This is a genomic window from Streptomyces sp. NPDC001714, from assembly GCF_042892755.1.
GTDB lineage: Bacteria > Actinomycetota > Actinomycetes > Streptomycetales > Streptomycetaceae > Streptomyces.
Map to the genome: position 1 here is coordinate 325,657 of NZ_JBIAUL010000007.1, position 12,579 is coordinate 338,235.

The following is a 12,579-nucleotide window of genomic DNA, read 5'->3' on the forward strand; positions in this document are numbered from 1 at the left end:
AATGGCTCTCGCAGATGTTCCAAGGGTCCCCGCATCCCCCGAGCGAGCTACCGGATTTGTCCTCTCTGCGGTGACGCGTGCCACCGGTGGTCTCTTGTTGACTCGAACCGTCAACACAACGGCCGGACCAGGCAGGCCGACCAGCCGAGTAGCTAAGGACAACGCCATGACCACGACACGCAGTTCCGCGAAGCACGGTTTTCCCAGAGGCCGCCGGCTTGCCGCGGCTCTGCTGGTTTCCACGCTCGCAGGAACCGCACTGGCCGCGTGTGGCGCCGAGGCCCAGGGCGCGCAAACGGCCAAGGCCTTCGGCAGCCCCCGAGAGACCGCGGGCGACGCCAAGATCACCTGGGGCACATGCCCGGCACTGGCCGAGGGACAGACCCGTAACCCCCACCTGGCCTGCGGGACGTTGGAGGTCCCACTGGACTACCAGAACCCGGGCGGCGCGAAGATCGACGTGGCGGTCTCCCGGCTGTCCACCGCCAAACCCGGGAAGCGACGTGGCGTCGTGCTGCTGAACCCCGGCGGGCCGGCCCTGGGCGGTCTCGACATGCCCGGAACCATGGCGTCCACCCTGCCGAAGTCCGTGCTGGACCGTTACGACCTGATCGGCTTCGACCCGCGCGGCGTCGAACACAGCACCCCGCAAAGCTGCGGTCTGAAGGACCCGAGCGTGACCGGGCTGTTCCCCTATCCCGCCGCGGACGGCTCGATCACCAAGAACGTGGCCCTCGCCAAGGCCGACGCCAAGCAGTGCGCCGACACCGTGGGCAAGAACCTGCGGTACTACAACACCGCCAACACCGCCCGCGACATGGACCGCATCCGCCAGGCACTCGGTGAGAAGAAGATCTCCTACTGGGGCCAGTCCTACGGCACCTACCTCGGCGCCGTCTACCGCTCGCTCTTCCAGAACCACACCGACCGGATGATCCTGGAAGGCAACGTCGACCCCACCAAGGTATGGGCCGACCAGGTCGCGGACACCTGGGGCAAGGGCATGTCGGACCGGTTCCCCGACGCCGCCCGCGTCGCCGCGGCGCAGAACAGCACCCTCCAGCTGGGCACGAACGTCGCGCAGGTGACCCACACCTACCTCACCCTCGCCGACCGGCTGGACCGCATGCCCGCAGCGATTCCCGGCGCATCGGTGTCACTGGACGGGGCGCTGCTGCGGAACATGACCTACGCCCTGCTCCTGCACAACAGCACCCTTCCCGTACTCGCCAAGTTCTGGAAGGCCGCCGACGACCTGTCCCACGGCAGCACCACGGCCGCCGACGCCGCGGTTCTCAAGGAGGTGTTCGCCGACTCACCGTCGTCCCCGGGCGTCCCCGCGGACAACCAGGCCACCATGTTCATGGCTCTGACCTGCAGCGACGCCGAATGGCCGCACGATGTCGACGGCTACGCCACCCGCACCGCCGCCGACCGCGAGAAGTGGCCGCTCACCGCGGGCATGCCCGCCAACATCTGGGCATGCGCCTTCTGGAACAAGCCGGCTGAGGCGACTGTCAAGGTCGTGGCCGGCGGCCCGCGCAACACTCTGATCCTGCAGAACCGCCGGGACAACGCCACCCCGTGGGAAGGCGGCGTCGGGCTGCACAGGGCCCTCGGCGACGGCTCCGCCTTCGTCGGTGTCGACAACGGCGGGCACTACGTCTACAACGAGGGCTCCGCCTGCATCGACAAGGCCACCGTCGGCTTCCTGACCACCGGCCACCTGCCGAAGAATGACGTCTACTGCACCGACGTCACCCAGAAGTAACCCGCCGGAACCCGGTGGTCCCATCCTCCAGACAGCCCGTGCCCTCCACCACGCAGTATCCGCGGATCGGGCCCTCGCCCGTCCTGTCGAGCTCGCCGGAAGGAGCCGGGGCGCAAACGGTGCTGGGCCAGGCCATGTTGGCTCGTTCCGGCACCGTATCCGATCTCAGTGCGCCCGAGGCATCCGCGTGTTCTTCGCGGTCGGGCACCCCGTCACCGAACCGTGCGCCGAGCGATCCGCGCGGGGTAGCCGCCGGGCCGGGCATGTTCCGGCTCAAAAGCTGTTACGGAGGGCTGCGAGCGCCTGGTCGCAGTACTGTTCGAGTTCCTCGATCCCGCCCTGGCCGCCGCGTTCGAGCCAGCTGGTCGTGGCGGTGTCGAGGCAGGCCAGCGCGGTGGCCACGATCACCTGCCCGCGCAGGCCGGGCGGAGCGTCGCTGTCACCGAGGCGGCGTTCGACCTCGGGGGCGAGCTGCTCCTGCCAGCGCAGGTGCTTCTCCAGGTGAGCGGCCCGCAGGCTGGGGCTCGTGGCGATCAGCCGGGCGATGGCCATACCTCGCTGCGGCTCGGCTCGGGCGCTCAGTACAAGGAACGCATGCCGCAGCGCGTTCCAGATCGGCTCCTCGTCCGGGCGGGCGCGCAGGGCATCCAGGATCGCTGGCCCCTGTTCGGCGAGATCGCCGAAGACGATGTCCTCCTTGGTGCCGAAGTAGCGGAAGAAGGACCGCTTGGAGATTCCCGCCGCGTCAACCACCTGATCGACTGTCGTTTCCTCGAAGCCCTGTTCCAGGAACAGCTCCAGTGCGACGTCCAGGACCTCCTCACGAACCCGGCGTCGCGTCCGTTCCCACATCGACTCCCCGGCCGACCTCCTCAGTCGCTCCTGGTGCGCTGTCATGCCGGTCACCCTAACACCTTGGTGCCCAGCTGAACTTCGATGCCCTGTTGGCACCTGATGATAACCTGGCACTAAATGCCAACCAGGAGGTTTCCCCATGCCCCTTGACCACCGTGGCTGCCTGACACTGGTCACTGGCGCCAGCTCGGGAATCGGCGCGGAGTTCGCCCGCCAGCTCGCCGGCCGGGGCTCGGACCTGGTGCTGGTCGCCCGGCGAGAGGAGCGACTCAAGGCGCTGGCCGCCGAACTGCTGGCGGCCCACGGCGTGGCCGTCACCGTGCTTGTCCGCGACCTCACCGAGCCCGGCGCCGCCGCCCGTATCGCCTCAGAGCTTCACGACCGCGGCCTGAAGCCGACCGGGCTGGTGAACAACGCCGGCTTCGGCACCCACACGCCGTTCGACCAGGAAGACCCCGACCGGCTCCGCACGGAGATCGCCCTCGACGTGCAAGCCGTCGTCGAGCTGACCAGGGCATTCATCGAGGACCTGCGAGGAGCCGACCGCGGCATTCTGATCAACGTAGCGAGCATGGCCGCCTACGCGCCCGTGCCACGGATGGCCGTGTACGGCGCCGCGAAGGCGTTCGTGCTCAGCTTCACCGAAGCGCTCTGGTACGAACACCGCCACGCACGCCTACGAGTCCTTGCGCTGTCCCCCAGCGCCACCGAGACCGAGTTCTTCGACACCGCCGGCTCCGAAGCGGCCGGCAGTCAGCGCCTCCAGACGCCGCAGCAGGTCGTCGAGACCGCCCTGCGCGCGCTCGATCGACGCAACCCACCGCCGAGCATCGCCGTAGGCAGAATGAACCGGCTGATGCTCGCGGTGGGGCGGCTGGCCAGCCGTAAACAATCGGTCATGCTGATGGGCAAGTTGACCGCCCAGGCTCGCCGAAAGCAGCCGGCGGCGCAATAGGAGACAGAATTGGCCATGGTGGCTCGACTCCGTCCCGTTCGAGGCGCTGCTGACCGGCGACCTGTGGCTACGGAACGCGTCCCACGCCAACGCGGTGACGCAGGCGCACGATGCCCTGCACTACGCCGTGGTGGTCCCACAGATGCCGCCACACCCCTCCCGCCTTGCATTTATGCAGGTCAGGAAGGGTGTAGCGGTGCTTTTCCGAGAACCTTCAGATGTCCCGGAAGATCTCGATCTGCGCCCCGATCGAGTTGAGGCGTTCGGCGAGGTCCTCGTAACCGCGGTTGATGACGTACACGTTGCGCAGGACGGACGTGCCCTCGGCCGCCATCATGGCCAGCAGGACGACCACCGCGGGGCGCAGGGCCGGCGGGCACATCATCTCGGCGGCGCGCCAGCGGGTCGGGCCCTCCACCAGGACCCGGTGCGGGTCGAGGAGTTGGAGGCGGCCGCCGAGGCGGTTCAGGTCGGTCAGGTAGATCGCGCGGTTGTCGTAGACCCAGTCGTGGATCAGGGTCTTGCCCTGCGCGACCGCCGCGATGGCGGCGAAGAACGGCACGTTGTCGATGTTCAGGCCGGGGAAGGGCATCGGGTGGATCTTGTCGATCGGCGCCTCCAGCTTGGAGGGGCGGACCGTGAGGTCGATCAGGCGGGTACGGCCGTTGTCCGCGCAGTACTCGGGGCTGCGGTCGTGATCGAGGCCCATCTCCTCCAGGACCGCGAGCTCGATCTCCAGGAACTCGATCGGCACCCGCCGGACCGTCAGCTCCGACTCCGTGACGACCGCGGCGGCCAGCAGGCTCATCGCCTCGACCGGGTCCTCGGAGGGGGAGTAGTCCACGTCCACGTCGATGTTCGGGACGCCGTGCACGGTCAGCGTCGTGGTGCCGATGCCCTCGACCTTGACGCCGAGCGCCTCCAGGAAGAAGCAGAGGTCCTGGACCATGTAGTTGGAGGAGGCGTTGCGGATGACGGTGACGCCGTCGTGCCGGGCGGCGGCCAGCAGCGCGTTCTCGGTCACCGTGTCGCCGCGCTCGGTCAGGACGATCGGGCGGTCGGGACGGATCGCACGGTCGACCTGCGCGTGGTACTGCCCCTCGGTCGCCGCGATGTCCAGGCCGAACCGGCGCAGCGCGATCATGTGCGGCTCGATGGTCCGCGTGCCGAGGTCGCAGCCGCCCGCGTACGGCAGCTTGAAGTGGTCCATGCGGTGCAGCAGCGGCCCGAAGAACATGATGATCGAGCGGGTGCGTACGGCGGCCTCGGCGTCGATCGACGCCATGTCGAGGTCGGCGGGCGGCACCAGCTCCAGGTCGACGCCGTCGTTGATCCAGCGGGTGCGCACGCCGATGGAGTTGAGCACCTCCAGCAGGCGGTACACCTCCTCGATCCGGGCCACCCGGCGCAGCACCGTGCGCCCCTTGTTGAGCAGCGAGGCGCACAGCAGCGCCACGCACGCGTTCTTGCTGGTCTTCACGTCGATGGCGCCGGACAGCCGACGGCCGCCCACCACCCGCAGATGCATCGGGCCCGCGTAGCCCAGTGAGACGATCTCGCTGTCCAGGGCCTCACCGATTCGAGCGATCATCTCAAGGCTGATGTTTTGGTTGCCGCGCTCGATGCGGTTGACAGCGCTCTGACTGGTGCCGAGCGCCTCCGCGAGCTGTGTCTGTGTCCAGCCGCGGTGTTGCCGGGCGTCACGGATGAGCTTGCCGATGCGTACGAGGTAGTCGTCTGCCATGAGGCCGAGGTTATCTCAGATATGAGATGGCGCCCGCTGGGGGGTCCGTTCGGGTGATGCTCTGTCAACGAGCCCAGTTGTTCGGCCCGTCGACCGTCGTTCCGAATCGTCCAAGGGTGGAGTGAGAGCGCATCAAGGCGGCTCCCGACGTTCGGTCAGGAATTCCACCGGCTGTGGCTCACGTCGGAGGTACGACAAATGCCCCAGGTGGCCATGGAGACCACCCTGTCCGTCGGAACTCCGGAAGCCCCGGAGATCACCCCGCCCGGCTCCCCCGACGCCGATCGGGGAGTGATAGCCGTGACGCCCGAGGGGGAGAACCCCAAGCCGTTCCTCGCGATCATCTGCAACGGAATCTGATACACGGTCCATTGTCCCCGAGGCTGCCTCCGGTGCCCTGTTCCAAGGTGTGCCGGAGGCGGCCGCAGGGAATTCCTGCACTCTCACCCGACGTATTGGCGATCGCATATGTCTCGAAGGATCTGGGTGGCGAAAGGGATTGCGACCGGCGGTGACATGTACGGCCGCGCCCTGAGGATTCCGGACGGGATTCCGGGACCCGGCGCGGATGCCGGAGGGGGCGTGCGGTGGGCGGGCGCCCGCGGTCCTCAGGAGCCATCTGGGCGACATCCCGACCTGCCCCGGGCCCGGTGTGCTGTGGATTCCACCGGCCTCCTTCTCCGCCGATCCGCGGGTCGCCGGACACGGTCTGGAAAGGTTCTCCGAGATCGGCATCCCGGGCTGTATCGCGGCGAACCGCCGGATCATCTCCGAACTCCTCCTGATCCGCGAACGAGTACGCATGACCGGCCCCGGAACCGATCTCGCCGCCCGCCTTCCGGAACGACTCCAGCTCTCCGGTCGTACCCGTCCGGAACTTCTCCCGGACGAACACTCCACCATCGGAAACCACTTCGAGGTGGCCGTGTCGCCGACCGATCCGGCCGGCCGGGTCGACACCGACCTCACCGTTTCCGGAACGTTGCGGACGGAATCCGTACTCGTCGCCGAGCACCGTGTATCGACGGGTGCCCGCGCGGGCCAATTCAGGGCCGCCCTGAAAATAGCGAAGGAGATGCGGAAATCCTGTCCGCTGTCCGTGGGGATCCAGGACGACCGGTTCGCCGACGGCATCCTCGCGACGAGCGGCCCCGAGTACGGGGGTGCGGCCACCGAGGTCGCCGTCGGTACCGGTGTGCTGTCCGCCGACCGGGTGGACTGGAGCGGGAGACCCGGAAGGCGGATCGTCGGCGTGTCGTAAACCTGGTCAGAGAGTGTCGAACCGGGCCTTCCGTGACCCTGCATCTCCGTCCGGTTCCTGAACCCCACGGCCGTCACCGGCGCCGGGTCCTGCTGGTGCGCCGCCACCCGAAAGGACCCGGCAGATCGATCGACGTCGTACGGCGTCCCGTACTGCTGTGTGTGTGGCGCGGCCCGTGCCGGCCGCCGGTGGTGAGGGACCAGGAGTGCCGGTTGATGTTCAGGCGCACGCCCGGCAGGATCCGGAAACTCTTGCGGAACGTGAGGGGCACGGTGTCTCCTTCCACCTCGCTGTGAGGCTTGCCGATCCACCGTCGGTTACCCCGACGCAGCGCCCTCAGGCCGCCCGGAGGCTTGCTTCCCGGCACGGCGCAGCGTGTCTCGTCTCGATCGACCTGAGGCAGCCTGGGTGTTTGCGGGGGCGCCGTCTGTGGCGCCCCCGCCCGGTGCTCGATCAGTTCCAGGTCATATTGATCTCACGCCCGAAATTGACGTATCCAGCGCGTTGGAAGGCGTTCGCCATCGGGACGTTGCCCAGGTCGGTGGACGCGCTGATGCGGGGGACGTCTTGCTCGGCAAGGATGCGGGTGCCCTCGGCGAGGAGGTCGTCGATGTAGCCATTGCCGCGGTGTGTGGGCAGGACCGCGATGTAGGCGATGATCGCGTTGTAGCCGTTGTGGGCCGGGAGGACAAACCCCACTGGCTCTCCGTCGGGCAGTGTTGCTATCCGCCACCAGTCTCGCGGGCTTGTGTAGCGTGCCAGCTCGTCCTCGTAGTGCTTGGCGGCCGCCTCCTGGGCGGACATCCGGGTCAGGTCGTCACGGCCATGTGCGTCCAGCGTGCCGTCCAGAACCGAGGTCATCAAGGCCACGAGCTCTCTGGCATCGCGGATCGGCCGGAACGCAAGGCGCTCGGTGGGCTTGGGGACTGGCGATTCCGGGCGCCATTCCAGGCGCAGTCGTTCGACGAAGAGCCGGGCACCGGTCCTCTCCAGTGCCGTCATGCGGTCCTCGACGGCTTGTCTGGTCACCGTGTTCTCGCGCCAGTCCGGCGGGACGAAACGGCTGTACTCAGGGGGACGCGATCCGTTCGGAAGGATGGCGGCCATCGCGGTGTGCAGGAGTCGCACCCCGATGTCCCTGTGATCGGAATTCGCGGCGTTGTCGTCGATGTCGAGGACATCCAGGATGAGGGGTGTGTCGCTGCCGGCTCGACTCCACCAGGCAGCTCTGGCCAGTAGGCGGTCACCGCGCAGGGCGACCCACATCCATTCCGGGCGTCGGCGGCCGACGGCAAGGTCGTCTGCCAGCTCCTCGTTGAGGACGTAGGGCAGTTGGGAGAAGAGGTCGAGTTCTTCGGGTCCGTTGATGGGACGCATGGTCAGGTCGTTCTGTTTCACGGTTCAGGCACGCTCCGGTGAAGGCGCCCGTCCGCGCCGGGGTCAGACGCGGTCCGCGCCCCGGGAGGACGCAAGCGCGGTGATCATGGGGATCATCGGCTTATCCCTCCTTTCGCTGTCGTGCCCTCACCCTTGTGGCAGGGGCCCGGTCGCAACGTCTATCCAGCCGCGGCCCCTGTGCGCAAACCGTTTTCGATCACCTCGCATGTGGCCGGCCGTGTCAGTAACGGGGGAATGTCAGGGGACAGGTCCGGAAGTCCTTTGTGGGCTGGTTGGCGGCTCTGGCGGGTTGTCCCGTTGCGCAGGATCAGCGAGAGCGTGTCCCATCCGGTGTGGTGGAGGGCGAATCGAACCGCACCGGCCACATCACGGACAGCGGCCCCTCACGCTGGACACCATCCGGCCCGACCAGCCGCACCCAGAAGTCCGCTGCATCCATCCGGCCCCCATGGCCAAGCACCGACGCGGTACAGCGACCGCAGGCAAGGCGCGTCAGTAGCACCTCGGAAAGACGGAGACATCGCCCTACTTGCCCGAGAAAGACTGAGACGCGGTCGCCGATGCCACGGAAAGACCGAGACTGCCCCAGGTCCGCTGAGACAGGACACAGCGGGTCCGGGCATGACCAACCGGCGACCGTGTACTAGAGTTATCTCGACATCGAGATATCTGCCTAGGCGCACCGTAGCCGCCATTCCGGTAAGGCATGCCTAACTTAGCCTGACCTTACTGGATGGGCCAAGTCGGCGTGGCGGCACGATTGACGGTGGTACGCGCACATCAATGAAGGAGACTGTCGTGTCGGCGAACAGCTTCGACGCCCGCAGCACGCTGCAGGTGGGCGACGAGTCGTACGAGATCTTCCGGCTGGACAAGGTGGAAGGCTCGGCTCGCCTTCCGTACAGCCTGAAGGTGCTGCTGGAGAACCTGCTCCGCACGGAGGACGGCGCGAACATCACCGCCGACCACATCCGCGCCCTCGGCGGCTGGGACTCGCAGGCCCAGCCCAGCCAGGAGATCCAGTTCACGCCGGCTCGCGTGATCATGCAGGACTTCACCGGTGTTCCGTGTGTCGTGGACCTCGCCACGATGCGTGAGGCCGTGAAGGAGCTGGGCGGCGACCCGGCGAAGATCAACCCGCTCGCCCCGGCCGAGCTGGTCATCGACCACTCCGTCATCGCCGACAAGTTCGGCACCCACGAGGCCTTCGCGCAGAACGTCGAGCTGGAGTACGGCCGCAACAAGGAGCGCTACCAGTTCCTGCGCTGGGGCCAGACCGCGTTCGACGAGTTCAAGGTCGTACCCCCGGGCACCGGCATCGTCCACCAGGTGAACATCGAGCACCTGGCCCGCACGGTCATGGTCCGGGGCGGCCAGGCCTACCCGGACACCCTGGTCGGCACCGACTCGCACACCACCATGGTCAACGGCCTCGGCGTCCTCGGCTGGGGCGTCGGCGGCATCGAGGCCGAGGCCGCGATGCTCGGCCAGCCGGTCTCGATGCTCATCCCGCGCGTCGTCGGCTTCAAGCTGACCGGTGAGCTGAAGCCGGGCACCACCGCCACGGACCTCGTCCTCACCATCACCGAGATGCTCCGCAAGCACGGCGTCGTCGGCAAGTTCGTCGAGTTCTACGGCGAGGGCGTGGCCGCCACCTCCCTGGCCAACCGCGCCACCATCGGCAACATGTCGCCGGAGTTCGGCTCCACCGCTGCGATCTTCCCGATCGACGGCGAGACCCTGAACTACCTGCGTCTGACCGGCCGTGACGCCCAGCAGGTCGCGCTCGTCGAGGCGTACGCCAAGGAGCAGGGCCTCTGGCTGGACCCGAAGGCCGAGCCCGACTTCTCCGAGAAGCTGGAGCTGGACCTCGCCACGGTCGTCCCCTCCATCGCCGGCCCGAAGCGCCCGCAGGACCGTATCGTCCTCGCCAACGCCGCCGAGCAGTTCAAGAGCGACGTCCGCAACTACGTCGCCGACGACGACGAGGCGGGCAAGGAGTCCTTCCCGGCCTCCGACTCCCCGGCCACCGCCAACGGCGTGCCGACCAACCCGGTCCCCGTCACCGCCCCCGACGGCACCACGTACGAGATCGACCACGGCGCGGTCACCGTCGCGGCCATCACCTCCTGCACCAACACCTCGAACCCGTACGTCATGGTCGCCGCCGCCCTGGTGGCCAAGAAGGCGGTCGAGAAGGGCCTGACCCGCAAGCCCTGGGTCAAGACCACCCTCGCCCCGGGTTCCAAGGTCGTCACCGACTACTTCGAGAAGGCGGGCCTGACCCCGTACCTCGACAAGGTCGGCTTCAACCTGGTCGGTTACGGCTGCACCACCTGCATCGGCAACTCCGGCCCGCTGCCGGAGGAGGTCTCCAAGGCCGTCAACGACCACGACCTCGCGGTCACCTCGGTCCTCTCCGGCAACCGGAACTTCGAGGGCCGGATCAACCCCGACGTCAAGATGAACTACCTGGCCTCCCCGCCGCTGGTCGTCGCCTACGCGCTCGCGGGCTCCATGAAGGTGGACATCACCAAGGACGCCCTCGGCACCGACCAGGACGGCAAGCCGGTCTACCTGGCCGACATCTGGCCGACCGAGGCCGAGGTCAACGAGGTCGTCGCCAACGCGATCGGCGAGGACATGTTCAACAAGTCCTACGCCGACGTCTTCGCCGGCGACGCCCAGTGGCAGTCGCTGCCGATCCCGACCGGCAACACCTTCGACTGGGACCCGCAGTCCACCTACGTCCGCAAGCCCCCGTACTTCGAGGGCATGCAGCACGAGCCGTCGCCGGTCACCGACATCGCCGGCGCCCGCGTCCTCGCCAAGCTCGGCGACTCGGTCACCACCGACCACATCTCGCCCGCCGGTGCCATCAAGGCCGACACCCCGGCCGGCAAGTACCTCACCGAGCACGGTGTGGAGCGTCGTGACTTCAACTCCTACGGCTCCCGCCGAGGCAACCACGAGGTCATGATCCGCGGCACGTTCGCCAACATCCGCCTGCGCAACCAGATCGCGCCGGGGACGGAAGGCGGCTACACCCGCGACTTCACCCAGGCCGACGCTCCGGTGGCGTTCATCTACGACGCCTCCCGCAACTACATCGAGCAGGGCATCCCGCTGGTCGTCCTGGCCGGCAAGGAGTACGGCTCCGGTTCGTCCCGCGACTGGGCCGCCAAGGGCACCGCGCTGCTCGGCGTGAAGGCCGTCATCGCCGAGTCCTACGAGCGGATCCATCGCTCGAACCTGATCGGCATGGGCGTGCTGCCGCTCCAGTTCCCGGAGGGCGCCACCGCCGAGTCCCTCGGCCTGACCGGCGAGGAGACCTTCTCCTTCACCGGCGTCGAGGAGCTCAACAACGGCACCACCCCGCGCACGGTCAAGGTCACCACCGACACGGGCGTCGAGTTCGACGCGGTCGTCCGGATCGACACCCCCGGTGAGGCCGACTACTACCGCAACGGCGGCATCATGCAGTACGTGCTGCGCAGCCTGATCCGCAAGTAGCGGACCCGGTACGGCAGTCGGGGCCGGGCTCCTGGTGGAGGGAGCGCGGCCCCGCACCGTTCCGCTACAGCCAGCCGCGCTGAGCGGCCCGCAGCCCGAGCTGGAACCGGCTCGCCGCCCCGAGCCGATCCTGCAGGTCGCTCACCCGCCGCCGCACTGTTCGCAGACTCACTCCCAGATGACGGGCCACCGCCTCGTCCTTCATCCCGGCCGCCAGCAGCCGTGTCAACGTCTGCTCGTCCTCGGAGAGTTCGCCGTTGCCTTCGGGCCGGCCGAGCGGAGTCGCCTGCTGCCAGGCCAGCTCGAAGAGCTTCTGCAGCGCCTCGGTGACCGCCGAGTGCCATACGACGACGGCGCAGTAGCCGCCCGCCGCGGACGAGGTCAGCGGGAGCATCGCGCGGCGTCCGTCGACCACCAGCAGCTTGAGCGGCACGGACGGCAACACCCGTGCCTGCTCGCCGAGTTCGACCATCTTCCAGGCGCGGGACAGCGTGTTCGGATCCTCCAGGCCGCTCGCCGCGTAGACGCCGCGTGAGACGATGCCGCGCTTGAGCAGATCGGCCTGGAGGTCCACCTGCGGTGCGGGCGGGGCGAGGTACGGCGGAGTGTCGAAAAGGCACACCTCGTGCTCGGCACGGGCGTACATCTCCTCCAGACGGGCCGCGATGGCGCCCTCGCCGGAGGCGACCTCGATCAGCCGGGTCGGCTCCTCGCGCAGCAGCCCGGCCTCGTACGCCGTGGCCATCTCCTCGGCGGTGGCGGCCAGCAGTTCGGACTCCGTCTCGCGCCGCCGGATCAGCGCACGGATCGCCACCCGCGGGTCGACCGCTCGTAACCCGCCCATGGAGTCCGGCGGTTGGAGCAGACCAAGGGTGAGCAGCCGGTTGCAGGCCTCGCGCAGCTGGGCCGGGGTCGCCCTGGTCAGCAGCGCCCAGCCGGCCGCGCCGGCGTCGGGCTGATGCAGAATCGACCGGTACACCATCTCGTCGAAGGCGGAGACCCCCACCGCGGACCAAGGGCTCGCGGCAGGGGTCTGTCTTGCAGGATCATGTGCCGTGTTCACCATGGCTCGCCACGGTAGA

The 12,579-nt window shown here is 68.2% G+C and carries 10 protein-coding genes; 5 read left to right on the forward strand and 5 right to left on the reverse strand.

The genetic code is table 11. The features are described 5' to 3' along the window. Positions 1-166: 166 nt before the first annotated feature. Complete coding sequence (locus tag ACFY0P_RS20765) at positions 167-1,771, forward strand: alpha/beta hydrolase (RefSeq protein WP_388914851.1); 1,605 nt, start codon at positions 167-169, stop codon at positions 1,769-1,771. 273 nt (positions 1,772-2,044) lie between these two features. On the opposite strand, the gene ACFY0P_RS20770 is transcribed toward ACFY0P_RS20765, so the two are convergent. Next, a complete protein-coding gene (locus tag ACFY0P_RS20770; protein WP_388914854.1) occupies positions 2,045-2,668 on the reverse strand; it encodes a TetR/AcrR family transcriptional regulator in 624 nt (207 codons plus the stop codon). 97 nt (positions 2,669-2,765) lie between these two features. Here ACFY0P_RS20770 and ACFY0P_RS20775 point away from each other — a divergent pair, with 97 nt between their 5' ends. Continuing rightward, the gene (locus ACFY0P_RS20775; protein WP_388914857.1) at positions 2,766-3,581 is read left to right on the forward strand and encodes an SDR family NAD(P)-dependent oxidoreductase; all 816 of its coding nucleotides are present in this window, start codon (positions 2,766-2,768) and stop codon (positions 3,579-3,581) included. Positions 3,582-3,795: 214 nt separating this feature from the next. Here ACFY0P_RS20775 and ACFY0P_RS20780 read toward each other — a convergent pair whose 3' ends face one another. Next, complete coding sequence (locus tag ACFY0P_RS20780) at positions 3,796-5,325, reverse strand: helix-turn-helix domain-containing protein (protein ID WP_388914860.1); 1,530 nt, start codon at positions 5,323-5,325, stop codon at positions 3,796-3,798. A 198-nt stretch (positions 5,326-5,523) separates the two neighbouring features. Here ACFY0P_RS20780 and ACFY0P_RS20785 point away from each other — a divergent pair, with 198 nt between their 5' ends. Next, complete coding sequence (locus tag ACFY0P_RS20785) at positions 5,524-5,685, forward strand: hypothetical protein (RefSeq protein ID WP_388914863.1); 162 nt, start codon at positions 5,524-5,526, stop codon at positions 5,683-5,685. Positions 5,686-5,893: 208 nt separating this feature from the next. Then, positions 5,894-6,586, forward strand: a complete 693-nt coding sequence (locus tag ACFY0P_RS20790) for a hypothetical protein (RefSeq protein ID WP_388914866.1) — start codon at positions 5,894-5,896, stop codon at positions 6,584-6,586. A 73-nt stretch (positions 6,587-6,659) separates the two neighbouring features. Here ACFY0P_RS20790 and ACFY0P_RS20795 read toward each other — a convergent pair whose 3' ends face one another. Continuing rightward, positions 6,660-6,857 (reverse strand): DUF4236 domain-containing protein, encoded by a 198-nt coding sequence (locus tag ACFY0P_RS20795; RefSeq protein WP_388914868.1) that lies wholly within the window; start codon positions 6,855-6,857, stop codon positions 6,660-6,662. Positions 6,858-7,039: 182 nt separating this feature from the next. Then, a complete protein-coding gene (locus ACFY0P_RS20800) occupies positions 7,040-7,963 on the reverse strand; it encodes a GNAT family N-acetyltransferase (RefSeq protein ID WP_388915386.1) in 924 nt (307 codons plus the stop codon). Between the two features lie 819 nt (positions 7,964-8,782). Here ACFY0P_RS20800 and acnA point away from each other — a divergent pair. Next, positions 8,783-11,497 (forward strand): aconitate hydratase AcnA, encoded by a 2,715-nt coding sequence (gene acnA / locus ACFY0P_RS20805; RefSeq protein ID WP_388914871.1) that lies wholly within the window; start codon positions 8,783-8,785, stop codon positions 11,495-11,497. Between the two features lie 64 nt (positions 11,498-11,561). Here acnA and ACFY0P_RS20810 read toward each other — a convergent pair whose 3' ends face one another. Further along, entirely contained in the window at positions 11,562-12,503 is a 942-nt protein-coding gene (locus tag ACFY0P_RS20810) for a response regulator transcription factor (protein ID WP_388914874.1), read from the reverse strand. Positions 12,504-12,579 lie beyond the last annotated feature (76 nt).